The organism is Bradyrhizobium sp. NDS-1, from assembly GCF_032918005.1.
GTDB classification, from domain to species: Bacteria; Pseudomonadota; Alphaproteobacteria; order Rhizobiales; family Xanthobacteraceae; genus Bradyrhizobium; species Bradyrhizobium tunisiense.
Genome location: NZ_CP136628.1, coordinates 3,197,125 through 3,221,507 on the forward strand (window position 1 = coordinate 3,197,125; position 24,383 = coordinate 3,221,507).

Sequence of the window (24,383 nt, forward strand, 5' to 3'; positions counted from 1 at the left end):
GAGACGACGGCGGCTCGCCACGACAGCCTGGGACAAGCTACGATTGGGTCTTCGATCGGCCAGCCCGCAATTGCTGCCTCGTTCAAGACTGGATAGTCTGCCTCCGGGTCGCGCCCGTCTGGCGGGCGCGGCTCAGATCAGGGAGGCAGACCATGGCCAAGCAAAAGGCATCGAAGCCCGCAACGAAGACTGCGGAGAAGAAGCGCAGCGGAGCAAAGGCGGCGGCGCGATCGTCGGCGCGCAAGGCGGTGAAGGCGAAGGCACGTGTTGTGGTGCCGAAAAAGCCCGCGCGCCCCAGGCAACGCATCGCAATCAGCCATCACCGCGAGGAAGACTTCAAGGCCGACGGTCTGCGCACCTACGCCAAATACCGCGACCTCGGCATCGCTGCAGCGTCCCATGGTCTCGCGCAAGCGCATGTGATCCGTCTGCAAGGCCCCTGCAATCCGGCCGAGGTCTCCAAGCTGCACTTCCACGACGTCGAATTCCAGATGGTCTATGTGCTCAAGGGCTGGGTGAAGACCTACATGGACGGGCAGGGCGAGACGCTGATGAAGGAAGGCAGCGCCTGGACCCAGCCGCCGAAGATCAAGCACATGATCCTCGACTACTCCGACGACGTCGAGCTGCTGGAGGTGATCCTGCCGGCGGAGTTCAGGACGGTGGAGTTGAAGGCGTAGGTGCTCGACCCGCCGTCTGAGCTGTCGCGCATTTTCTCCGCCGTCATTCCGGGGCGATGCGCAGCATCGAGCCCGGAATCCATCGGGCGACAGTACGCGCGAGTAAATGGATTCCGGGTTCGCGCTATGCGCGCCCCGGAATGACGAGGGAGATTACGCCAACACCCCTACCACCGCTCCCATCAAGCACGTCGTCAGCGTCCCCGACACGATCGACTTCAGTCCGAGCGCGTTGATCTCCGCGCGCCGCTCCGGCGCCATCACGCCCAGGCCGCCGATCATGATGCCGAGGCTGGCGAAATTGGCGAAGCCGCACATCGCATAGAGCATGATCAGGCGCGAGCGCGGATCGAGCGCGTCGGGCGGCAGCTTCGAGAAGTCGACATAGGCGATCAATTCGTTGAGCACGGTCTTGGTGCCCATCAGGCTGCCGGCCGTCACCGCCTGATCCCACGGCAATCCCATCAGCCAGCACACCGGCGCCATCACGAGCCCAAGCAGGCGCTGCAACGAGATCGCGGCACCGCCGATGTGCGGCAAGAGGCCGAGCATGGCGTTGACGAGATAGACCAGCGCCACCAGCACCAGCAGCATCGCGACGATGTTGATCAGCAGCTCGATGCCTGCGCTGGTGCCCTTCACGATCGCATCCATCGTGCCGGACACCTCCGTCTCGGGGTCCTCCAACGCTCCGCCGGTACGCTTGTCGAAGGTTTCAGGGACCATGATCAGGCTGATGAGGATCGCGGCCGGTGCGCCCAGCACGGAAGCGATGACGAAATGCGCGGCGGCATCCGGGATGAGGGGGGCAAGGAACGTCGCATAGAGCACGAGCACGGTGCCCGCGATCCCGGCCATGCCGCCGGTCATCACCAGGAACAGCTCGCTGCGGGTCATCTGGGCAAGATACGGCCGCACGAACAGCGGCGCCTCCACCATGCCGAGAAAGATGTTGGCGGCCGTCGACAGGCCCACGGCGCCGCCGACGCCCAGCGTCCGCTCCAGCAGCCAGGCCATGCCGCGCACGATCGGCGGCAGCACGCGCCAGTAGAACAGCAGCGTCGTGAGCACGCTCATGACCAGCACGATCGGCAGCGCCTGGAACGCCAGGATGAAATCGGCGCCCGGCACTTTGACATCGAAGGGCAAGGGGCCGCCGCCGACATAGCCGAACACGAAGGCGGAGCCGGCGCGCGAGGCCGCCGAAATTGCACCGACGGCGTCGTTGATGGCACCGAAGGCGCGCGCGACGACCGGCAGCTTCAGGAGCACGATCGCGGTGACGAAGGTGGCGAGGAGCCCGATCGCCGCCTGCCGCAGCGACACGGCGCGGCGATTCTCTGCCAGCGCGAAGGCGATCAACAGCAATGCGAAAATGCCGAGTGCCGATTGCAAGCGCAGCATGATGTCCCCAAACCCTCAATGATTATGGCCGCGCCTGCGTTGCAAAGGCAATGCCGGGAGATGCGGGAGACGCCGGACTGTTGACAAGCGGGGCTGCCTCAGTCACGCGGGGGCCGTCGATATCAGGGGGCGAGCGGTCCGAGGGTGACCCAAGAGGCGATCCAGGAGACGGTGCCGGAGCAGCCATCATCCGGCCATCCGCCGGTCAGCGTCCGCGCGCTGCTCGCCCACCGCGCCTTCCTGTTCTTCCTGCTTTCGCGCAGCCTGTCGCGCTTTTCCAGCCAGATCGCGGCGGTCGCGATCGGCTGGCAGATATATGATCTCACCGGCTCGGCTTTCGATCTCGGCATGGTCGGTCTGGTCCAGTTCCTTCCTACCGCGCTGCTGGTGTTCGTCGCCGGCCATGCCGCCGACCGCTACGAGCGCAAGCGCGTCGTTCAGCTCTGCCAGCTCGTGGAAGCCGCGACCGCGCTCTATCTCGCAACCATCACCTATCTCGGCGCGGCCAGCGAGGTGCAGATCTTCATCGCGACTTTCGTGCTCGGCATTGCCGGCGCGTTCGAGAGCCCGACCACGGCGGCGCTGCTGCCGGCGATCGCGCCGCAGGGCTCGCTCCAGCGCGCCACTGCCGTCTCCAGCGGCGCGGCGCAGGTCGCGACCATCACCGGCCCGGCGCTCGGCGGACTTGCTTACGCAATCGCCCCGCATCTCGCCTATGTCGTGATGCTGCTGTTCTGGATTCTTGGGATGATCCTGACCGGCTTCATCCGGCCGCGCCCGCAGGCGATCGCGAAGGAGGGGATGGACTCGGACAACATCTTCGCCGGCGTCCGCTTCATCCGCAGCAATCCCGCGATCCTCGGCACCATCTCGCTCGACCTGTTCGCGGTGCTGTTCGGCGGCGTCACTGCGCTGTTGCCGATCTATGCCCGCGATATCCTCCAGACCGGCCCGGTCGGGCTTGGCGTGCTGCGCGCGGCGCCCGCGGTCGGCGCGCTCTTGATGACCATGGTGCTGGCGCGTCACGCCATCTCCAGGCATGTGGGCCTGCGCATGTTCCAGGCCGTGATCGTGTTCGGCCTCGCCACGATCGTGTTCGCGCTGTCGTCCTGGATGTGGCTGTCGGTGCTCGCGCTCGCCGTGCTCGGCGCGGCCGACACGATCAGCGTGGTGATCCGCTTCTCGCTGGTGCAGCTCGCAACGCCCGACGAGATGCGCGGCCGGGTCGGCGCGGTCAATTTCCTCTTCATCAACGCCTCGAACCAGCTCGGCCAGTTCGAGAGCGGCGTGGCCGCCGCGCTGCTCGGCGCCATGCCCGCCGCCGTATTCGGCGGCGTTGCCACCGTCGCGGTGGCGCTGCTCTGGATGAAGCTGTTTCCCAGCCTGCGGAAGGTGGAGAGCTTGGAGTAAGCCTCCGCTCTCTCCCCGTCATTGCGAGGAGCTCGCGACAAAATTGCGAAGCAATTTTGCGCTGATGCGACGAAGCAATCCAGAATCTCACCGCGGAGGCAGTCTGGATTGCTTCGTTGCGCTCGCAATGACGATTGTTGAGATAGTACGGGGACTTAACTCGTGTCACCGCCGCCGCCGAGCAGCAGCAGGCGCCTCTTGACGCCTACTGTGCATGGGGTTGTTTTCGCGTTTTTTGATTTAGCCCCGTCCGACGAACGGCATCTTCGTCGCCATCACAGTCATGGTCAGCACGTTGGCGTCGAGCGGCAGGCCGGCCATGTAGGCGACGGCATCGCCGACCGCCTTGGCGTCCATGCGCGGCTCGTGCTTCGTCGTGCCGTCCGGCTGGAGCACGCCGGGGCCGTTGACCATGCGATCGGTCATCGGGGTCGCGGCATTGCCGATGTCGACCTGGCCGACCGCGATGTCGTACATGCGGCCGTCGAGATTGCTCGCCTTGGTCAGGCCGGTGATGGCGTGCTTGGTCGAGGTGTAGGCCGCCGAGAACGGCCGCGGCGCATGCGCCGAGATCGAGCCGTTGTTGATGATGCGGCCGCCGCGCGGGGTCTGGTCCTTCATGATGCGGAAGGCGTGCTGGGTGCACAGGAACGGACCGGTCAGGTTGGTGTTCACCACCGCCTGCCACTGCTCGAGGCCGAGGTCCTCGAAGTTCACGGCGGGCGCGCCCATGCCGGCATTGTTGAAGAGCACGTCGAGCCGGCCGTAGGTCGCCTTCACCTTGTCGAACAGCGCGGCGATCGAATCCGGCTTGGTCATGTCGGCGGTGACGCACAGGCTCTTGCCCGCGAGGCCGAGCTTTGCGGTCTCCTCGAGCATCTCCATCCGGCGTCCGACCAGCACCACGGTGAAGCCGGTGTTCATCAATGCCAGCGACGCTGCGCGTCCGACGCCGGTGCCGGCGCCCGTCACCACTGCGATCTTCTTTGCTTCACTCATCGTTGCCTGCCTCTTCTCGCTGTCAGGTTTTCGGTTCTTTTTCGTTCTTGTAGGGCGGTCGCGGAATGTTCTGATGCGCCGCCCGCAGGGCCGCAGACCAGCGCGAGCGCAGATCGTGGAAATAGGGCTCGCCCGCCTCGATGCGGTGGTTGAGATCGGCCTCGCAGGCGTCGCTGCGTACCACCAGGACGTCGATCGGCAGGCCGACGCCGAGATTCGAGCGCATGGTCGAGTCCATCGAGATCAGGCCCGTCTTCAGTGCCTCGTAGAGCTCGACGTCGTAGTGCATGGCGCGGTCGAGCACCGGCTTGCCGTATTTGTGCTCGCCGATCTGCAAATAGGGCGTGTCGGTGGTGCACTCGATGAAATTGCCGGCGGTGTAGACCATGAACAGGCGCATCCGGGAGCCCTTGATCTGGCCGCCGAACAGGAACGAGACGTCGAAGGACACATCCTCGGATTTCAGCGCCGGCCCTTCGGTCGCGTGCACCGCCCGGATCGCCCGGCCGATGCGCTGGGCGGCCTGGAACATGGTCGGCGCGTTCATCAGCGTTTCGAGTTCGCCCGTGTCGGGGTCTTCCAGGCCTTCGGTCAGCGTCGACAGCACCGACTGGCTGATGGCGAGGTTGCCCGCGCTGGCGATCGCCATGATGCGCTCGCCGGGCTTGGAGAAGATGTGAAGCTTGCGGAAGGTCGAGACGTTGTCGAGACCCGCATTGGTGCGGGTATCGGCGATCATCACCAGACCGTCCCGAACCAGGATTCCGCAACAATAGGTCATTTCCAGTCCCCGAACGCGTTTGCGCGGAATTACTAGCCAATTTCGGGGAGGCATGAAACCCCCGAGCTGTCATTCCGGGGCGCGACGAAGTCGCGAGCCCGGAATCCATTCATCCACGAACCTTGCCGCCTGATGGATTCCGGGCTCGCGCTACGCGCACCCCGGAATGACGACGTGAGATGGCAGCCTATTCGCCGGCATCGACCAGAAACGCCTCATCAACCGGCACGCCGAGCGCCGTGACCAGCCGGTTCGTCTCCGCTGCCATGCCGACGATGGCAAGCAGCTCGCCATATTCGGCCTCGCTCATGCCCTTGGCCCGCGCGGCGGCGGTATGCGAATGGATGCAGTAGCTGCAGCCATGCGCGATCGAAACCGCGACATAGAGCATCTCCTTGACCTTGGGATCGAGCGCGCCCGGAGCCATCACCTCCTTGATGCTCTCCCAGGTCCGCCGCAGCGTCTTCGGATCATGTGCCAGAGCGCGCCAGAAATTGTTGACGAAATCCGAGTTCCGCACTCTGCGGATATCGTCGAAGACGGCGCGCGCCTCAGTGGAGAGCTCATCGTCCGAAAGCAGCTTGACGGTTGCCATGGGATACCTCGCACAGGACAGTTTGGGCGAGTGTAGCACGTCCCGGCATTTGGACGGTTGCGTCTAGCTTTGCCACTGTGACTGCGATTGCGACTGTCCGCCGCGGCCGGCCTGCTCGACCTTGACCGTCACTGTCAGCGTCTCCGGGCCGCCGCCATAACGGGTGCCGCGCACGGGGGCGGCGCCGAGATAGTCAAGCCCGATCGCGACGCGGACATGGGCGTCGGTGGCGCAGATGCTGTTGGCGGGATCGAAGCCGACCCAGCCGAGATCAGGCACGTAGGCCTCGGCCCAGGCGTGGCCTGCATCTTGGTGCACCGTGCCATCCGAGCGCAGGAAGTGGCCGGAGACGAAACGCGCTGGCACGCCGCCGCTACGGGCGCAGGCGATGAAGATATGCGCATAGTCCTGGCACACGCCGCGCTTGAGGGCGAAGGCCTCGGCTGCCGAAGTGCCGCTGTTGGTCGGGTCCTCGTCGAAGGTCATGTGATCACCGATCTCGGCCATCAACGTGTGCAGGAAGCCAAGCGTGTCGCTCTCGGCCTCGCTGCGCAACTGGCGCGCAACCGCCATCATCGCCGGATTGACGGTGGTGAGGTCGGTGGAGCGCAGGAACATGCCGGCTGGAAAGCGCTCGTCGGTGCCGCGCAGCACGCCGCCTGTGTCGTGGGTCTCGATCAGTCCTTCGGCGATGATCTTGATGTCGTCGACCGGTCCGCAGGACAGCACGTGGGTGACGTTGCCGAACGCGTCCTCATGGGTGTCGAGTTTGGTGTCCGTGGAGACGTCGATCTGCCATTCCGCCACATATTGCCCGTCATGGCTGCCGGGCGTCATGCGCAGGATCTGGATCACGCTCGTGGCCGGCGGCTCGTAGCGATAGGTCGTGGTGTGCAGGATTCGCAGGCGCATGGGGGTTCTAGCTCGGTCATTCCGGGGCGGCTCGAAGAGCCGAACCCGGAATCTCGAGATTCCGGGTTCGATGCTTCGCATCGCCCCGGAATGACGAAGGGTGAGTGGGGCGGTCCTGACTAGATCAAATACTGCTTCGTGATGATTTCGCCCAGCCTGGAATTGTCCGTGATGAATTCCTGAATGAATTCATGCACGCCATGCTGGAAAATGTCGTTCATGTTGCTGTGTTCCAGCCGGTTGCGGATGCCGCGGGCGTGGCGCTGGGCGGGACCCTGGCGGCCATAGGCGACGCCGATCTGGTCGAGGTTGCGCACGAGATTGCCGTAGCAGCTGGCCAGCGAGCGCGGCAGCGTGTCGTTGAGGATGAGCAGGTCCGCGATCAGCCAGGGCTTCAGCGTCTCGCGGTAGACCCAGTGATAGGCCGTCAGCGCCGAGACCGACCGGAGGATCGAGCTCCACTGATAGAAGTCGAGGGGCCCGCCGACATGCTCCTCCTCGGGCAGCAGCACGTGATACTTCACGTCGAGAATGCGGGCGGTGTTGTCGGCGCGCTCCAGATGCACGCCCATCCGCGAGAACCAGTAGGCGTCGTTGCGCAGCATGGTCCGGTAGGCCGAGCCGTCGAAGCGCAGCGATGTCTCCTGCACGAAGCGGAGAAATTTGGCGAGGTCCTCACGCGTCGAGGTGCCTTTGCTCCAGACTGCCTGCAACTCGATCCAGGCCGAGTTGATGGTGTCCCACATCTCGCTGGTCAGCGCCGTGCGCACCGAGCGCGAGTTCAGCCGTGCCGCCTCGATGCAGTTCCTGATCGAGGAGGGATTGTTCGCCGAGAACGAGAGGTAGTCGACGACGTTGTGCTCGTTGGCTTCGTCGTAGGTCTGATAGAAGCTGGCGGCGACGCCGGCGGTGAGAAGCGCCGAGTCCCATTCGTTGGTCTTGCCGACATAGGCGGCGGGAAGCGCGGTGACGCGCAGGGTCGCATCGATGGTGCGCGCGAGATATTCGGCCCGTTCGACGTAGCGGGCGAGCCAATAGAGGTTTTCGGCGGTACGCGACAGCATCTGTCTACTCGTCCAGGATCCAGGTGTCTTTGGTGCCGCCGCCCTGGCTGGAATTGACCACCAGGGAGCCTTCCTTCAGCGCGACGCGTGTCAGTCCGCCCGGCACGATGGTGGTGCTCTTGCTGCCGGTGAGCACGAAGGGCCGCAAATCGACATGGCGTGGCGCAAGGCCCGACGCCGTGCAGGTCGGGCAGGTCGACAGCGCCAGCGTCGGCTGCGCGATGAAACCTTCGGGCTCGCGCTTGAGCTTCTCGCGAAACGCTTCGATCGTCGCTTTGGTCGCGGCGGGGCCGATCAGCATGCCGTAGCCGCCGGAGCCGTGAACCTCCTTGACGACGAGCTCGCTCAAGTTGTCCAGCACGTAGGCGAGATCCTTCGGCTCGCGGCAGCGCCAGGTTTGCACGTTCTTCAGGATCGGCTCCTCGCCGAGATAGAATTTCACGATGTCGGGCATGTAGGAGTAGATCGCCTTGTCGTCGGCGATTCCTGTGCCGACCGCATTGGCGAGCGTGATGTTGCCGGCCGCATATGCCGACATCAGCCCGGGCACGCCGAGCACGGAATCCGGGCGGAAGGTGAGGGGGTCGAGGAAGTCGTCGTCGACGCGGCGATAGATGACGTCGACCCGCTTCAGCCCTTCCGTCGTCCGCATGAACACTTCGTTGTTCTTGACGATGAGATCGCGGCCCTCGACCAGCTCGATACCGAGCTTGTCGGCAAGGAAGGAGTGCTCGTAATAGGCCGAGTTGTAGACGCCGGGCGTGAGCAGGGCCACCGTCGGCTCGCCCGATGCGCTTTGCGGCGCGACGGAGCGGAGCGCCGAAAGCAGCTCGTCCGGATAGCGCTCGACCGGCGCCACCCTGTGGCGGGCGAACAGATCCGGAAACAGCCGCATCATGATCTCGCGGTTCTCCAGCATGTAGGACACGCCGGACGGCGTCCGCGCATTGTCCTCCAGCACGATGAAGTCCTCGGCGTCGACCCGGACGATGTCGATGCCGGCGATGTGCACGTAGACGTCGTGCGGCACCTGCTGGCCGTTCATCTCGGGCCGGAAGACGGGATTCTGGAAGATCAGATCGTCGGGCACGATCTCGGCGCGCAGGATGTCGCGGCCGTGATAGATGTCGCGCAGGAACATGTTGAGCGCGCGCACGCGCTGCTTCAGGCCCTTTTCCAGCAGGGTCCATTCCTTGCCGGACATGATCCGCGGGATGACGTCGAAGGGGATCAGGCGTTCGGTGGATTCGGCCTCGCCATAAACGGCGAAGGTGATGCCGATGCGGCGGAACAGGAGCTCGGCCTCCTGGCGGCGATATTCGAGCGCCTCGGGCGGCGTCTCCTTGAGCCAGCGCGCCAGCTCCTGGTAGGCGGGGCGAAGATCCCCGCCGGGAATATTCATCTCATCAAACGCGACTGCCATAGATCCCGACTTGTCTCCGCAAGGCGTTGCGCCATTGGACAGGCCGCCAGGCCTCCGTGAAGACCGCAACGTCCCGTGGCCATGCGGCAAGAGTGCATGACTTTCATGTGGTAGCAAGGGCCGGGCCAGCGGGATAAGCATGGACTGGCAGCATTTGCCGGGGATGGCCGGCGGCTTGCCTGAAAAAATGGCTGAGGACTGCTTATTTCGACAGCAAAACCGCGTGACTTCAACGCGTTACCTCGGCAAAGTTGGCGCCACAGGTGAGGGACTTAAGTTATGAGCGAGATCGTCACGGCGGGTATTCTGGTCATTGGCGACGAAATCCTGTCCGGCCGGACCAAGGACAAGAATATCGGCTTCATCGCCGAATACCTGACCAATATCGGCATCGACCTGAAGGAGGTCCGGGTCGTCTCCGATGACGAGGCCGACATCATCGCGGCCCTGGATGCACTGCGGCATCGCTACACCTACGTCTTCACCACCGGCGGCATTGGGCCGACCCATGACGACATCACCGCTGACAGCGTGGCCAAGGCGTTCGGCGTCGGCATCGACCACCACCCGGAAGTCGTCGCCCGCTTCCGCGAGCGCTGGAGCGAGCAGGACCTCAACGAGGCCCGCCTGCGCATGGCCCGCATTCCCGATGGCGCCGAGCTGATCCAGAGCGCGACCATCCTCGCGCCCGGCTTCAAGATCGGCAATGTCATCGTGATGGCGGGCGTGCCCTCGATCATGCAGGCGATGATGGACATCGTCTCGCCGAAGCTGAAGTCGGGTGTGCGCATGCTCTCCGAATCGGTCCGTGCCAATGCGCGGGAGGGCGACATCGGCAGCCCTTTGCGGGCGATCGCCGCCGCCCATCCCGACACCATCATCGGCAGCTATCCCTTCATGGACGAAGAGCAGAAGCCCAATACCAATCTCGTGGTGCGCTCGCGCGATGCCGACAAGCTGGCAGCCGCCATGGCGGCGGTGAAGGAAATGCTGGCGGGATTGAACATCACCCGCTAGCAGAGAAAACTGCCCGGCGACCAATGGCAGGAGACGACAATGGCTGGTGAAGCACCGGAACTGAGCGCACAGGAGCGGGCGGGCAGGGCCTTTCCGGTCTCCTGGGACCAATTCCACAGGGATTGCCGGGCGCTGACCTGGCGCCTCAACGAGGTCGGTCCGTTCCACGCAGTGATCGCGATCACCCGCGGTGGCCTCGTGCCGGCGGCGATCGTGGCGCGCGAGCTCGGCGTGCGCGTGATCGATACGGTCTGCATCGCCAGCTACGACCACAACAAGCAGGGCGAGCTCCAGGTCCTCAAGGGCATTTCCGAGGCGGCGATGAAGCTCGGCGGCGGCACCGGCAAGGGGCTGTTGATCGTCGACGACCTCGTCGACACCGGCAAGACCGGCAAGCTGGTGCGCGAGATGCTGCCCGATGCGCATTTCGCCACAGTCTACGCCAAGCCGATGGGCCGTCCACTGGTCGACACCTTCATCACCGAAGTGTCGCAGGACACCTGGATATTCTTCCCCTGGGACACCGCGCTGTCCTATCACCCGCCGCTGCGCGACGGCGCGGCGTGAGGGCTGGAGTCATTCCGGGACGATGCGAAGCATCGAACCCGGAATCTCGAGATTCCGGGTTCGGTCCCGCGGACCGCCCCGGAATGACGTCAGTTTAGCACGGCGCAGCTCATGCCCCTGCAAAACCGCGTCACTCCCACCGGCGACATCATCGCCACGCCGCATCGCGGCCTGTTCACCGGCAATCGCGGCATCATCCACGATCCCGCGACGAAGACGCTGATGAGGAAGCGCTGGTCGTCGCCGGCGTGGATTACATGCCTGTGTGAATTTCGCGGCTGGCGGCGGCCGGTGATGGCGCGGCGGAGCTGGACCGAGCTGTTCTTCCTCGACGAGGCCACTGCCTTTGCCGCAGGACACCGGCCCTGCTTCTTCTGCCGGCGCGAGGACGCCAAGAGATTCCGAGCCGCGTGGGAGGCGGGGAACGGTGCAAGCGGCATCAGCGCGAAGGCGATGGATGCCGTGCTGCATCGGGAGCGTCTCGATCGCGGTCGCAAGCGCTTGCACCCATTGCCGGTGTCGCTCGCAGACCTCCCCGACGGCGCAATGGTGCAGCAGGGCCAGGGCAGCTTCCTGGTACTGCAGGGCAGGGCGCTGTTGTGGTCACCGGCGGGTTATAGCGGCGTCGAACGTCAGCTTGGCGAAGCGGCGTTGCTGACGCCGCCCTCAATTTTGCACGCATTAACCGCCGGCTACACGCCCGTGCTGCATCCAACGGCGCTGCCTTAGCGCGCCTGCCGCTACCCCAGCTTCTCGCGCGCGAGCGCCGCACCCGCGCCGAGCGCCATCAGCTTGGCTTCGGCGATCTCCCGCCGCATCGGCGCCATGCCGCAATTGGTGGTGGCAATGATGTTGCTCTTGGGCACGAATTTCGACACCGCGTCGATGACCTGAACGACGTCCTCGGCGGTTTCCACAATGTCGCTGGCGACGTCGATCACGCCGGCCTGCACGATCTTGTTCTTCAGGAGCGCGAGCAGATCGAGCGGCACTTTCGAGTTACGGCATTCGATCGCCACCTGCTGGATTGGGCTGGCGTCGATCGCCGGAAAGATCTGCTCATACTGTCGCCACTGCGGGCCGAGCGTCTCCTTCCAGTCGGTGTTGGCCTTGATGCCGTAGCCGTAGCAGATATGCACGGCGGTGGCGCAGGTCAGGCCCAGCGCGGCGCGCTCCAGCGCCTTGATGCCCCAATCGTTGACCTCGTCCATGTAGACGTTGAAGGCCGGCTCGTCGAACTGAATGAGATCGACGCCATCGGCCTGCAAGGCCTTGGCCTCCTCGTTGAGCAGCTCGGCGAAGGCAAACGCCATCTTCACGCGGTCGCCATAGTAGCGGTCGGCAATGGTGTCGATGATGGTCATGGGGCCGGGCAGCGTGAACTTCAGCTTCTTCCTGGTGTGCGTGCGCGCCACGCGCGCCTCGAAGGCGTGGACGCGTTCCTTGAGTCGGAGCGGCGCGACCACCTGCGGCACCATCGCCTTGTAGCGATCCTTGCGGATACCCATCTCGACCTTGTGGGCGAAGTCGATGCCGTCGATCTTCTCCAGGAAGCCGTGGACGAAATGCTGCCGGGCCTGCTCGCCCTCGGTAAGGATGTCGATGCCGGCGTCCTCCTGGATCTTGACCCAGATCAGCGTCGCGTCGCGCTTGGCGCGGAGAAGTTCCTCGCCTTGCGACTTCCAGGGCGCCCAGAGCATGTTGGGCTCGGCCAGCCATTCCGGCTTCGGCAGGGAGCCGGCGATCGTGGTTGGAAACAGCATGGCGGCCCTCCCGGCAGGTTGTGTTGCGCCTCTTCCTGCCATGTCCTAACGTCGAGGTACAGAACAACGAAAGTCGCTCTCTATTTCGGCGGCGACAGGGAATGCCAAGGGAAAGGTCATGATCGACCTCTATTACGCGCCGACGCCGAACGGCTGGAAAATCTCGATCATGCTGGAGGAACTCGGGCTCCCCTACACCGTGAAGCCCGTCAACATCCGCACCGGTCAGCAGTTCAGCCCCGAATTTCTGGCGGTCTCCCCGAACAATCGCATCCCCGCGATCGTCGATCACGCTCCCGCCGACGGCGGTGAACCGTTCTCGGCCTTCGAAACCGGCGCGATCCTGATTTATCTGGCGGAGAAGACCGGCCGATTGTTGCCCGCCGACTTGCGCGGCCGTTCCATCACCATCCAGTGGGTGATGTGGCAGATGGCCGGCCTCGGACCGATGCTCGGCCAGCATGGCCATTTCGCGCTCTATGCGGCGGAGAAGATTCCCTATGCGATCCAGCGCTACCGCGACGAGGCGGCCCGGCTGTACGGGGTGCTCGACAGGCAGTTGGAGAACACCGGTGCCTATGTCGCCGGCGATTATTCCATCGCCGACATCGCCTGCTTCCCCTGGACCATGACGCACAAGGCGCAGGGCTTTACACTGGACGATTATCCGAACGTCAAGCGCTGGTATGCCGAGGTCCGCGCCCGGCCGCAGGTGCAGGCGGGGCTTGCGATCGGCAAATTCGTGAAAGAGCCGTTCGACGAGGAATCACGCAAGATCATGTTCGGCCAGAGGGCTAAGGAAGTGCTGGGGCGGAAGTAGGCACCGTCATTCCGGGGCGCGACGAAGTCGCGAGCTACGGTGCGCAATTGCGCACCTGAGAATCCATCGGGCCGCGGAACGAGAGGCGAAATGGATTCCGGGCCTGCGCCTTCGGCGCATCCCGGAATGACAGACATGAGGAACCACCATGATCGAATTCTTCTTCGACTGTTCAAGCCCCTGGACCTATCTCGCCTTCCACAACATCCAGCCGCTCGCGAAGGAGCTCGGTGCGGAAATCGTCTGGCGGCCGATCCTGGTCGGCGGCATCTTCAATACGGTCAATCCGAGCGTCTACGCCCAGCGCGAGACGCCGGTGCCGCTGAAGGCGCGCTACATGAAGAAGGACCTCGCCGACTGGGCACGCTCGGCAGGCCTCGCGATCAAGATGCCGCCGACGGTGTTTCCCGTGAACAGCGTCAAGGCGATGCGTGGCAGCATCTGGCTGGGTGCGGACATGGTGCCGTTCGCAACGGCGGTGTTCGAGGCCTATTGGGGCGCGGACAAGGACATCTCGCAGGATGCGGTGCTGGCTGAGATCTGCAGCAAAGTCGGCGTCGACCAGCAAAAGTTCTTCGCGGGCATTTCGCAGCAGGGCATCAAGGATCAGCTCAAGGCGAACACGGAAGAGGTCGTCGCTCGCGGCGGCTTCGGCTCACCGACGATCTTCGTGAACAAGACCGACATGTATTTCGGCAACGACCGTCTGCCGCTGATCCGCGAGGCGCTGCTGCGCAGCAAGGCGAGCGCGGCCTGATGGTGCGCGCCGTCGTCTGCCGCTCGCTCGGCGAGCCCGAAAAATTGCGGTTGGAGCAGTTTCCGTCGCGCGCGCTGAAGCCGGGCGAGGTGCGCGTGGCGATCCGCGCTGCCGGGCTGAATTTCCCTGACGTGCTGATGGCCGCCGGCGAATATCAGCTCAAGCCGGAACTGCCGTTCACACCGGGCATGGAAGCCGCTGGGGACGTGACCGAGGTGGGCGCGGAGGCGAGCGGTGTTGTCGTCGGAGACAAGGTCATCGTCAAGATGCGCCACGGCGCATTCACCGAAGAAGCCGTGGTCACGCCGTCGCAGCTCACCCCCAAGCCGTCGACATTCGATTACGCCGAGGCCGCGACTTATCTCGCCGGTCATGGCACCGCCTATCATGCGTTGATCGACCGCGGCCGAATTGCGCCTGGCGAGGTGCTGCTGGTGCATGGCGCCGGCGGCGGTGTCGGCCTTGCTGCCGTGGAGATCGGCAAGATGCTGGGCGCGATTGTGATCGCGACCGCTTCCAGCGACGAAAAGCTCGCCATCGCCAAGGCGCGGGGCGCCGATCATCTCGTCCGCTACGACCGCGAGCCGTTTCGCGATGCCGTCAAGCGCATCACCGACGGCCGCGGTGCCGACGTCGTATTCGATCCCGTCGGCGGCCAGATTTTTGAAGACTCGATGCGTTGCATCGCCTGGGGCGCGCGGCTGCTGGTGATCGGCTTCACCGGCGGCATCGGTTCGGCGAGAACCAATCTCCTGCTGATCAAGGGCGCCAGCGTGCTCGGGGTGCGTGCCGGCGAGGCCGTGCGGAAGAATCCGGCGCTCGGCGAGGTCCGCCTGAAGGCGCTGCTGCAATGGGCGGAGGAGGGCAAGCTGCGCCCGAACGTGTCGCACCGCCTGCCGCTGGAAGATTATGCGAAGGCCATGCGGCTGTTGCTCGAGCGCAAGGCGATCGGGCGGGTCGCGCTGGTGATGGAGTGATGTCTATCGCCGTCATTCCGGGGCGCCCGAAGCGCGAACTCCGGTGCGCAATTGCGCACCAGAGAATCTCGAGATCCCGGGCTCGATGCCTCGCATCGCCCCGGGATGACGCTTTGCCTCACTTGTACTCCCGCTCCGTCCACCACGGGAAATAGTCCGGCATATCGCTGGACACCTTGTTCTTGAACTGCGCCGGACGCTTCTCCAGGAACGACACCACGCCTTCCTTGACATCGTCGGAGCGGCCGCGCGCGTAGATGCCGCGGCTGTCGACCTTGTGGGCTTCCATGGGATCGTCGGCGCCCATCATGCGCCACATCATCTGGCGGATCAGCGCAACCGACACCGGCGCGGTCTTCGCGGCAAATTCCTTGGCGAGCGCGCGGGCGGTCGGCAGCAGATCGTCGGGGGCTACGACCTTGCTGACGAGGCGACCGGCGAGCGCCTCCTGGGCCGGGAAGACGCGACCCGAATAGCACCATTCCAGCGCCTGCGAGATGCCGACGATGCGCGGCAGGAACCAGCTCGACGCCGCCTCCGGGACGATGCCGCGCTGGGAGAACACGAAGCCGAACCGCGCCGCGTCCGAGGCAATGCGGATGTCCATCGCAAGCTGCATGGTGACGCCGATGCCGACGGCAGGGCCGTTGACGGCGGCGATAACGGGCTTCAGGCATTTGAAGATGCGCAGCGTCACCTGGCCGCCGCCGTCTCGCACCTGCGGATCGCTGTAATCGACCTTGCCGTCGGCGAAGCGCTTCACGGGACCACGGCGGGCGTCGCGATCGAACGTGTCGGCGCCGGAGGAGAGGTCGGCGCCCGCGCAAAAGCCGCGGCCGGCGCCGGTGATGATGATGGCGCGGACATTGTCGTCCTTGTCGGCCGCGTCGAACGCGTCGATCAGCTCTCCTTGCATCTGCGCGTTGAAGGCGTTGAGCTTGTCGGGCCGGTTCAGGGTGATGGTGAGGATCTGCTCGGCGACCTCGTATTTTATCGTCTCATACGCCATGTGGTTTCCTTCCCGGTTTCTTTATCGGTCTCTCTAGCACGTCATTCCGCGGCGCGCGAAGCGCGGGCTACGGTGCGCAATTGCGCACCTGAGAATCCATCAATCGGCGCCAGTAGTGCCGATGAATGGATTCCGGGCTTGCGCCAAGTGGGCGCAACCCGGAACGACAGGGTGCGGCTACTTCTCCGGCGGCTTGGGCCAGGGCCGCTGCGGCCCCCGCAAACCTTCAAACGCCTTGGCCATGCCGAGCACGCCAATGTCGTCGAAGCGGCGGCCGACGATCTGCACACCGATGGGAAAACCCTTGGCGTCGAAGCCGCCGTTGATGGAAATCGCGGGGTTCTCCGACATATTCCACGGCACGGTATAGCAGATGTGTTCGAACGGTCTCATCGGATCGTTGGTGGGCGAGGCCCATTCCGCCGGATAGTTCACGTTCGGCGCGGTCGGCGAGATCACATAGTCGAGCTCGCAGAACAGCTTGGACGCGGCGCTGCGGATCGCCATGGTCTGGTTGAAGCCGCGGATGACATCAACGCCCGAGAGCTTTGCGCCGGATGCGCCCCATTCGAAGATGTAGGGCAGCACCTTTGCCTGTTCGGCTGGCGCCAATTTTGACAGATCGTCCCACATCCGCGCCCGCCAGAAATTGTCGAGGCCGTCGAGCATCTCACGGGTCAAAATGCCGTCGACCTCGGTGACGACGGCGCCAGCAGATTCAAAGGCCTTCGCAGCCTTCACCGTAACCTCGCGAACGGACCTTTCCGCGGGCAGGCCGACACCGGCATCGAGCATCAGCCCGATGCGCAGTTTGCGCGGAGATTTCTCCAGCCCCTTCCAGTTGAGCGGCTCGGCGGGCAGGCTCATGCCGTCGCGTCGGTCGGGCTTTGCGATCGTACTCATCATCAGCGCGCAATCGTCGACCGTGCGTGTCATCGGACCGGCAACACGGCCGACATAGGTGGGATCGATCGGCACGCGGCCGAAGCTCGGCTTCAGGCCGACGAGGCCGCACCAGCCCGCGGGCAGGCGCACCGAGCCGCCGATATCGGTGCCGAGATGCAGGGGACCATAGCCGCCCGCCGCTGCCGCGCCTGCGCCCGCGCTGGAGCCGCCGGGGTTCTTGGTGAGGTCCCACGGATTGCGCGCGAGCGCGTGGAAGCTGGAGAGTCCGGACGACAGCATGCCGTAATCAGGCATGGTGGTTTTCGCAAAGATGATCGCGCCGGCCTCGCGCAGCCGTGCGGCGGGCGGGGCGTCTTTCTCTGCCGGCACGAGCTTGACGCTGGCGGCGCCCAGCGGCACCGGCACGCCCTTGGTCGCGATGTTGTCCTTCACCGTCGCCGGCACGCCGTCGAGCGCGCCGCATGGTTCGCCGCCGGTCCAGCGCGCGGTTGAGGCCTTGGCGGCCTCGCGCGCGCTATCGGGATCGAATGCATAGAGCGCCTTCAGATTCGGCTCCCACGCAGCGACGTGCGCGAGCACGTCCTCCAGCACCTCGCTCGGCGAGAATTGCTTGGCCCGATAACCCGCGATCAGGTCGACCGCGGACAGATCGTGCAGTGGGGTGACCGCTTCTTCGACGTTCTTTTTATGCATTGGCACCGACCGGCATGCGCGTCTCGATGATGCGCGCAAACATGCTGGCGCCGATCGGCAGGATCTTGTCGTCGAGCACGAAGCCGGGATTGTGCACGGGCACCGAGCCGTCATGGCCGACCCAGAAATAGGCGCCGGGGATGGTCTGCAGCATGTCGGCGAAATCCTCGCTGCCCATCTTCGGCTGGGCGCGGGTGATCACGTTGGCGGGATCGACGATGGTGCGCGCGACCTCCTCGACCACCTTGGACTGCTCGACCTGGTTGACCAGCACGTCGAACGTATCGCGGATGTCGACGTCGATCACGCATTGATAAGCGCTCGCGATGCCGGCGCAGATGGTGCGGATGCGTTCGCTGATCAGCGTGCGGACTTCTTTCGAGAATGTGCGGATGGTGCCGCACAGATGCGCGTCGCCGGGGATGACGTTGTAGGCGGAACCGGCGTGGATCTGCGTGATCGAGATGACGGCGGCCTGCAGCGGCTCGACGTTGCGGCTGACGATGGTCTGGATCGCCTGCGCCAGCGTGGTCGCGATGATCACCGCGTCCTTGGAGCGTTCGGGCATCGCGCCATGTGCGCCATAGCCGGTGATGCGGAGGTCGAAGAAGTCGGCGCTGGCCATCGCCGGGCCGGGCAGGATCGCGATCTCGCCGTGGTTGAGGTCGGGCGCGTTGTGCAGGCCGTAGAGCTCGTCGCACGGAAACTTCTCGAACAGGCCGTCCTTGATCATCGCGCGGGCGCCGCCGAGGCCTTCCTCGGCCGGCTGGAAGATCAAATGCACGGTGCCGTCGAAGTTCCTGGTCTCGGCGAGGTAGCGCGCGGTGCCCAGCAGCATGGTGGTGTGACCGTCATGGCCGCAGCCGTGGAAACGGCCGGGAATTTTCGAGCTCCACTTCAGATTGGTGTTCTCTTCCATCGGCAGCGCGTCCATGTCGGCGCGAAGGCCGATGCGCTTGCTGCTGGAACCCTTCCCCTTGATGACGCCGATCACGCCGGTGCCGCCAAGGCCGCGATGCACCTCGATGCCCCAGCTCTTCAGCTTGTCGGCGACGATGCCGGAGGTGCGCACTTCCTCGAAGCCGATCTCGGGATGGGCGTGGAGGTCGCGGCGGATGGCGGTGAGTTCGTCGGCGTAGCCGTCGATGCGGTCGATCGTGGGCATATGTCTTGTCCGGTTAGGGTGAAGGAGGATTGAAAACGGGGCCGTTCGGCTTGATGCGAATGCCCGGGCGCAGGCGCGTCCAGGGCAGGGAGGCCGTGTCGGCCGGCATCGCGCCGGGCGCGGCGCAGATCAGGAGTTTTTCCGCGATCGGCTCGAAATCGGCACGGAAATGCACAGAGCTCTTGTTGACCAGAATTTTCTCCTGCGTCGGCTCGATGCCGACATAGCGGTACATCGCCTGGTCGGCGAGCTGGGCCTTGTGCGAGGAGACGACGACGCGGACGTCGCCGATGCGCAGGGCTGCCGAGGGGCCCATCTCCATCTCGCGGCCGCCATAGTAAGGGCCCGGCGCGACAAAGCGGCCGTCGGACAGCTTTTCGACCACGAACGTCTCGGTATAGGGCTCGTCGCCCGGAATGCCGGACTTGCCGCCGAGAGACAATCTGACGGTGGCGCCGACGCCGGCCTCGTGCGCGGCCTTGGCGGACGCAGGATCGTAGATGGCGCCGGTCGCGGCGCTTGCCTTGTTGCGCACCAGCGCGCGCAGCATGCCCGTCGTGTCGGAATCGCCGCCGGCGCCGGGATTGTCCTGGGTGTCGGCGATGATGATCGGCTTGCGCGCGGCCTTGGCGAGCTCCATGGCGTGACGCACGCCGTCGTCGGGCGACCAGATCTTGCCGTCGAAATCATCCTCGTGGCTTTCGATCAGCTTGACGATCGTATCCGCCGCGCGATCGGCATCCGCTTGCGTCTTGCCGTAGGCGAACACGCTCGGACCGCAATCGCGGAAATCGGCGGCCGGAAAGCCCGGCGCAAAGGACAGCGTCGGAACGGCGTCGTTTTCCAGCGCAGCGAGCTTTTCGTAGATGCCTTTGGTGGGCTGATCGTTGGTGCATTGCCAGCTGATCGGAATCAGGAACGGCAATTGCCGGAACGATTTTGCGAAGCGCTGCTTCGTCTTCAGCAGCAGCGCCAGATGTGTTGCGCAGGCGCGGCCGGTCTCGGCCATGTCGACATGCGGATAGGTGCGGTAGGCGATCAGCGCGTCGGCATGCGCGATCATCTCCGGCGTGACGTTGGCATGGAGATCGAGACTCGCCACCAGCGGAACGTCGTTGCCGATGACGCGGCGCACGCGGGCGAGAATCTCGCCTTCGCCGTCGTCGAGATGCTCGGTCACCATCGCGCCGTGCAGGTCGAGATAGACGGCATCGAGCGGACCGGCGGCTGCGATGCCGTCGACCATCACCTTCACGATGCGCTCGAAGGCATCCCTGGTGACGTGCGCCGAGGGGCTCGCCCCGCAGGCGATCGTCGGAACGAGTTCCCAGCCATTGGCGTCAGCGCTGTCGACGAAGCCGGCGAGGCCGACATTGATGCGCCGCATCACCTTCAGTACGTCGGCGCCTTCCGTCAACGCCGGCCAGCCGCCGCCATGCTGGAAGTCCGCATAGGTCGCCTTCGTCGGGGCGAAGGTGTTGGTCTCGTGCAGGAAGCCGCCGACGGCAATACGTGTCATCAATTCAAGTCCAACGTTGGAGCGCGCGCGACGTTAGCCTTGTGCTTGCGGGGAGAGCAAGGTGAGAGGCAATCGCGCCGTGCATAGGGTCAAGTTGTTTTGGGAATGCTGCGCTCTCTCCTCGTCATTCCGGGGCATCGCGAAGCGATGAGCCCGGAATCCATCGGACCGCAGCGTCTGGCGAACGATGGATTCCGGGCTCGCGCGACGCGCGCCCCGGAATGACGGCGGAGAGAGATGACCTACGCGCTCGCCCCCACACCCTCCGACACCGGCCGGAAGTTCGCAAAGTCCCAGTCGCGGCCCGGAGCCGCATCGAGCAGGGCCTTGGTGTAAGCCTCTTTCGGATGCGTCAGCACCTCCGCGGCGGGGCCTTGCTCGACGACACGGCCGTGCTGCATCACCACGACCTCGTCACAGATTTGCGCCGCGACGCGCAAATCATGGGTGATGAACAGGATGGCAATGCCGAGCCGCTTCTGGATCTCGTCGAGCAGTTCCAGCACCTGCGCCTGCACCGAGACGTCGAGCGCGGAGACCGCCTCATCGGCGACCAGCACGTCGGGATCAAGCGCGAGCGCACGCGCAATGGCGATGCGCTGGCGCTGGCCGCCGGAGAACTGGTGCGGATAGCGCGACACCGCGTCGGGCGGCAAGCCGACCAGCTCGAGCAGCTCGCGCGCCCGCTTCATCGCGTCGGCGTGCGCCGCGCCGTAATTGATCGGACCTTCCGCGATGCTCTCGCCGACGGTGACGCGCGGGTTGAGCGAGCGGTAGGGATCCTGGAACACGATCTGGATCTTCTGCCGGTGCGGCTGGAGCAGGCGGCGGGAGATGTCAGCGATCTCGCGGCCGGCGAGGCGCACGCCGCCGGAGGTCGGATCGATCAGGCGGACGATGCAGCGTGCCACCGTCGACTTGCCCGAACCGCTCTCGCCGACGATGCCGAGCGTGCGGCCCTTGCGCAGCGTCAGCGTCACCTTGTCGGCGGCGAGCACCTCGCGACCTTTGCCGAAGAAGGAGCGCTCCTTGTAGACCTTGCTGAGCTCGTTGGCTTCGAGCACGACGGGCTCGCGGCTCTCCTCGCGCGGGGCCCGCGGCACCAGGCTCGGCACCGCCGACAGCAGGTTGCGGGTGTACTCCATGGTCGGATTGCGCAGCACGGCGTCGAGCGGGCCGGTCTCGACCAGGCGGCCCTGCCGCATCACTGCGACGCGGTCGGCGATCTCGGCGACCACGCCCATGTCGTGGGTGATGAACAGCACGGCGGTGCCGTGGTCGCGCTGGAGGTCGCGGATCAGGGTCAGGATCTGCTTCTGCGTGGTGACGTCGAGCGCGGTGGTCGGCTCGTCGGCGATGAGGAGCTTCGGCTCCAGCACGAGCGCCATCGCGATCATGATTCGCTGGCGCTGGCCGCCGGAGAGGCGGTGCGGATAGGAGGCGAAGATGCGCTCGACCTGAGGCAGGCGGACATGCTCCATCATGTCGAGGATGCGTTTCTTGCGCGCCTTGGCGTCGAGATCGGTATGGGCGCGGAGCACCTCGTCGATCTGGCGGCCCACCGGCACCACCGGATTGAGTGCGGTCATCGGCTCCTGGAAGATCATTGCCATCTGCGTCGCCCGGAGCTGCCGGAGGCGGCGGTCGGTCGCGGTGAGCAGCTCTTCGCCGACCAGCTTGACGCTGCCGGCTATGGGAACCAGCGTTCCCTTCGGCAGGAGGCCCATCGTGGTGAGCGAGGTCACCGACTTGCCCGAGCCGCTCTCGCCGACGAGGCACAGCGTCTCGCGCTCGCGGACCTGGATCGAGATGCCGTCGATGATCTTGGTTCCGCCCGGCTTCTTGCCGACGGAGACGACGAGGTTGTTGATGTCGAGGATGGTGTTGGTCATGCAAACTCTCTCGTCATCCCGGGGCGCGCGTTGGCGCGAACTACGGTGCGCAATTGCGCACCTGAGAATCCATCGGGCGTCAGTCCATGCGGTGGAATGGATTCCGGGCTCGCGCCAAGGGGCGCGCCCCGGAATGACAGTGCTGATCGCATCACTTTCCCTCCCGCTGCTTCATGCGAGGATCGAGTGCGTCGCGGGCGGCATCGCCGATCAGATTGATGCTGAGAATGGCGATCGAGAGCAGCAGGCCCGGGTAGAAGATCAGCGAGGGCTTGATCTGGAAGTACTGGCGGCCCTCGGCCATGATGTTGCCCCAGGTCGGCGTTTCCGGCGAGATGCCGGCGCCGAGGAAGGACAGGATGGCCTCGGTCAGGATCGCGGAGGCGCAGATGTAGGTGCCCTGGACGATCAGCGGCGCGACCGTATTCGGCATCAGGTGCCGCCACATGATCTTGGGCAGGCTGGAGCCGACCGAGATCGCGGCTTCGACATAAGGCTCCTCCCGCGCCGACAGCACCACCGAGCGCACCAGGCGCGCCACGCGCGGAATTTCCGGAATGGTGATCGCGATCAGCACGGTCCAGAGGCTGGCGCCGGACAGCGAGACCACGGCGATCGCGAGCAGGATGCTCGGCATCGCCATCAGACCGTCCATGACGCGCATCAGCACGGCATCGACCAGCTTGAAGAAGCCGGAGACGAGACCGATCGCGAGCCCGATGACGATCGACAGGATCGCGGCGCCGATCCCGATCAGCAGCGAGATGCGGCCGCCATAGATCACGCGCGACAACACGTCGCGGCCGTAGGCGTCGGTCCCGAGCAGGTACTGCGCCGAGGACGGCTTCAGCCGCTGCGATGGCGCGAGCTGGATCGGATCATACGGCGCGATCAGCGGCGCCAGGATCGAGATCAGCACGACCAGCCCGAGGCAGACCGTGGCCGTCGCGATGATCGGCGTCGAGGTGAGGAATCCGAAACGCGGCCGCAGCGGCGATGTGATCGGAATGGACGACTGGGGAAGGCTATCGACAGACATTCTTGTTGTTACCCTTGCCTCAGTACCGGATCCGGGGATCAAGCAGCGTATAGGCGACGTCGATCAGGAGATTGACGACGACGTAGATCAGCGATGTCAGCAGGATCATTGCCTGGATCACCGGATAGTCGCGCGCCAGCACCGCATCGACGGTGAGGCGGCCGATGCCGGGAATGTTGAACACGCTCTCGGTGACGACGACGCCGGAGATCAACAGCGCAAAGCCGGTGCCGATCACGGTGATGACGGGCACGGCGGCGTTGCGCAGCGCATGACGCATCATGACTGCGACCTCGTTGATGCCCTTCGCCCGCGCCGTGCGGACGTAATCTTCGCCGAGCACGTCGAGCATCGCCGCACGCGTCATGCGTGCGATCAGCGCAACATAGATGAAGGAGAGTGCGCAGGTCGGCAGGACGATACGCTCGAAGAACGGCCCGAAACCGTTGAAGATGCTGCGGAAGCCCTGCACCGGCACCCAGCGCAGCTCGATGGCGAATATCTGGATCAGCAGATAGCCGATCACGAACACCGGCACCGAGAAACCGAGCACCGACAAGCCCATGACGAAGCGATCGATCCAGGTGCCGTGTTTCCAGGCCGCGATCACGCCCAACGGTACCGCGACGATCACGGCGAGGACGATGGTGCACAGCGCGAGCGAGATCGACGGCTCGACGCGCTGGGCGATCATCTTCATGACGGGCAGGTTGGAGATCAGCGAGGTCCCGAGGTCGCCGTGCAGCAGCTTGTTCACCCAGGTGACGAACTGCACGATCAATGGCTCGTTGAGGCCGAGCGAGGCGCGGATGCGCTCCAGCCGTTCGGGCGTGGCGTTGTCGCCGGCCAGAATCGCGGCCGGGTCGCCGGGGGTGAGGCGGAGCAGAAGGAAAACGAACAGCGCGACGACGCCCATCACGGGCACGGCGGCGAAGATTCGGCGTAGGAGATATCCGAGCAAGTTGGATTCCGTCAGATTAGAGTCAAATTG

The 24,383-nt window shown here is 65.0% G+C and carries 23 protein-coding genes; 8 read left to right on the top strand and 15 right to left on the bottom strand.

The window, feature by feature from the left end:
• Positions 1-152 precede the first annotated feature (152 nt).
• A complete protein-coding gene (locus tag RX330_RS14875) occupies positions 153-680 on the top strand; it encodes a cupin domain-containing protein (protein ID WP_212081443.1) in 528 nt (175 codons plus the stop codon).
• 153 nt (positions 681-833) lie between these two features.
• Here the strand turns inward: RX330_RS14875 and RX330_RS14880 are convergent, their stop codons facing one another.
• A complete protein-coding gene (locus tag RX330_RS14880; protein WP_317243469.1) occupies positions 834-2,084 on the bottom strand; it encodes a NupC/NupG family nucleoside CNT transporter in 1,251 nt (416 codons plus the stop codon).
• A gap of 171 nt (positions 2,085-2,255) precedes the next feature.
• Between RX330_RS14880 and RX330_RS14885 the strand changes: the two genes are divergently transcribed.
• Complete coding sequence (locus tag RX330_RS14885; RefSeq protein ID WP_375849268.1) at positions 2,256-3,494, top strand: MFS transporter; 1,239 nt, start codon at positions 2,256-2,258, stop codon at positions 3,492-3,494.
• 240 nt (positions 3,495-3,734) lie between these two features.
• Here the strand turns inward: RX330_RS14885 and RX330_RS14890 are convergent, their stop codons facing one another.
• The 6 genes from RX330_RS14890 to RX330_RS14915 form a co-directional block, all read right to left on the bottom strand.
• Complete coding sequence (locus RX330_RS14890; protein WP_212081441.1) at positions 3,735-4,493, bottom strand: SDR family oxidoreductase; 759 nt, start codon at positions 4,491-4,493, stop codon at positions 3,735-3,737.
• Between the two features lie 22 nt (positions 4,494-4,515).
• On the bottom strand, positions 4,516-5,274 hold the full coding sequence (locus RX330_RS14895) for a proteasome-type protease (protein WP_212081440.1): 759 nt from the start codon (positions 5,272-5,274) through the stop codon (positions 4,516-4,518).
• A 187-nt stretch (positions 5,275-5,461) separates the two neighbouring features.
• The gene (locus RX330_RS14900) at positions 5,462-5,869 is read right to left on the bottom strand and encodes a carboxymuconolactone decarboxylase family protein (protein ID WP_317243470.1); all 408 of its coding nucleotides are present in this window, start codon (positions 5,867-5,869) and stop codon (positions 5,462-5,464) included.
• A 63-nt stretch (positions 5,870-5,932) separates the two neighbouring features.
• Positions 5,933-6,781: a transglutaminase family protein gene (locus RX330_RS14905; protein WP_317243471.1), complete on the bottom strand. Its 849-nt coding sequence runs from the start codon at positions 6,779-6,781 to the stop codon at positions 5,933-5,935.
• A gap of 119 nt (positions 6,782-6,900) precedes the next feature.
• Positions 6,901-7,845, bottom strand: coding sequence for an alpha-E domain-containing protein (locus tag RX330_RS14910; protein ID WP_212081437.1), 945 nt, complete (start codon positions 7,843-7,845; stop codon positions 6,901-6,903).
• Positions 7,846-7,849: 4 nt separating this feature from the next.
• The gene (locus RX330_RS14915; protein ID WP_317243472.1) at positions 7,850-9,268 is read right to left on the bottom strand and encodes a circularly permuted type 2 ATP-grasp protein; all 1,419 of its coding nucleotides are present in this window, start codon (positions 9,266-9,268) and stop codon (positions 7,850-7,852) included.
• A 279-nt stretch (positions 9,269-9,547) separates the two neighbouring features.
• Here RX330_RS14915 and RX330_RS14920 point away from each other — a divergent pair, with 279 nt between their 5' ends.
• The 3 genes from RX330_RS14920 to RX330_RS14930 all read left to right on the top strand — a co-directional run bounded on the left by RX330_RS14920 (position 9,548) and on the right by RX330_RS14930 (position 11,581).
• A complete protein-coding gene (locus tag RX330_RS14920) occupies positions 9,548-10,285 on the top strand; it encodes a competence/damage-inducible protein A (protein WP_130369341.1) in 738 nt (245 codons plus the stop codon).
• A 39-nt stretch (positions 10,286-10,324) separates the two neighbouring features.
• Positions 10,325-10,852 carry a xanthine phosphoribosyltransferase gene (gene gpt, locus RX330_RS14925; protein WP_212081434.1) on the top strand — a complete coding sequence of 176 codons (528 nt, stop codon included), beginning with the start codon at positions 10,325-10,327 and terminating at the stop codon, positions 10,850-10,852.
• Positions 10,853-10,963: 111 nt separating this feature from the next.
• On the top strand, positions 10,964-11,581 hold the full coding sequence (locus RX330_RS14930; protein ID WP_317243473.1) for a hypothetical protein: 618 nt from the start codon (positions 10,964-10,966) through the stop codon (positions 11,579-11,581).
• Positions 11,582-11,592: 11 nt separating this feature from the next.
• Here RX330_RS14930 and RX330_RS14935 read toward each other — a convergent pair whose 3' ends face one another.
• The gene (locus RX330_RS14935) at positions 11,593-12,615 is read right to left on the bottom strand and encodes a methionine synthase (protein ID WP_317243474.1); all 1,023 of its coding nucleotides are present in this window, start codon (positions 12,613-12,615) and stop codon (positions 11,593-11,595) included.
• Between the two features lie 118 nt (positions 12,616-12,733).
• Here RX330_RS14935 and RX330_RS14940 point away from each other — a divergent pair, with 118 nt between their 5' ends.
• The 3 genes from RX330_RS14940 (at position 12,734) to RX330_RS14950 (ending at position 15,169) form a co-directional block, all read left to right on the top strand.
• Positions 12,734-13,435 carry a glutathione S-transferase N-terminal domain-containing protein gene (locus tag RX330_RS14940; protein WP_317243475.1) on the top strand — a complete coding sequence of 234 codons (702 nt, stop codon included), beginning with the start codon at positions 12,734-12,736 and terminating at the stop codon, positions 13,433-13,435.
• A 148-nt stretch (positions 13,436-13,583) separates the two neighbouring features.
• Positions 13,584-14,192 (top strand): 2-hydroxychromene-2-carboxylate isomerase, encoded by a 609-nt coding sequence (locus RX330_RS14945; RefSeq protein WP_317243476.1) that lies wholly within the window; start codon positions 13,584-13,586, stop codon positions 14,190-14,192.
• Positions 14,192-15,169, top strand: a complete 978-nt coding sequence (locus tag RX330_RS14950) for an NADPH:quinone oxidoreductase family protein (RefSeq protein ID WP_317243477.1) — start codon at positions 14,192-14,194, stop codon at positions 15,167-15,169. Before RX330_RS14945 ends, RX330_RS14950 begins: the two co-directional genes overlap by 1 nt.
• A gap of 118 nt (positions 15,170-15,287) precedes the next feature.
• On the opposite strand, the gene RX330_RS14955 is transcribed toward RX330_RS14950, so the two are convergent.
• From RX330_RS14955 to RX330_RS14985, 7 genes are all read right to left on the bottom strand, one after another.
• Positions 15,288-16,178, bottom strand: a complete 891-nt coding sequence (locus RX330_RS14955) for a crotonase/enoyl-CoA hydratase family protein (RefSeq protein WP_317243478.1) — start codon at positions 16,176-16,178, stop codon at positions 15,288-15,290.
• A gap of 177 nt (positions 16,179-16,355) precedes the next feature.
• Positions 16,356-17,777, bottom strand: coding sequence for an amidase (locus RX330_RS14960; protein ID WP_317243479.1), 1,422 nt, complete (start codon positions 17,775-17,777; stop codon positions 16,356-16,358).
• Positions 17,770-18,942: a M20 aminoacylase family protein gene (locus tag RX330_RS14965; RefSeq protein WP_317243480.1), complete on the bottom strand. Its 1,173-nt coding sequence runs from the start codon at positions 18,940-18,942 to the stop codon at positions 17,770-17,772. Before RX330_RS14965 ends, RX330_RS14960 begins: the two co-directional genes overlap by 8 nt.
• A gap of 13 nt (positions 18,943-18,955) precedes the next feature.
• Positions 18,956-20,461 carry a M81 family metallopeptidase gene (locus RX330_RS14970; protein WP_317243481.1) on the bottom strand — a complete coding sequence of 502 codons (1,506 nt, stop codon included), beginning with the start codon at positions 20,459-20,461 and terminating at the stop codon, positions 18,956-18,958.
• A 242-nt stretch (positions 20,462-20,703) separates the two neighbouring features.
• Entirely contained in the window at positions 20,704-22,353 is a 1,650-nt protein-coding gene (locus RX330_RS14975; protein ID WP_317243482.1) for an ABC transporter ATP-binding protein, read from the bottom strand.
• A 151-nt stretch (positions 22,354-22,504) separates the two neighbouring features.
• Positions 22,505-23,392, bottom strand: a complete 888-nt coding sequence (locus tag RX330_RS14980) for an ABC transporter permease (RefSeq protein WP_212081423.1) — start codon at positions 23,390-23,392, stop codon at positions 22,505-22,507.
• Positions 23,393-23,411: 19 nt separating this feature from the next.
• Entirely contained in the window at positions 23,412-24,353 is a 942-nt protein-coding gene (locus RX330_RS14985) for an ABC transporter permease (RefSeq protein WP_212081422.1), read from the bottom strand.
• Positions 24,354-24,383 lie beyond the last annotated feature (30 nt).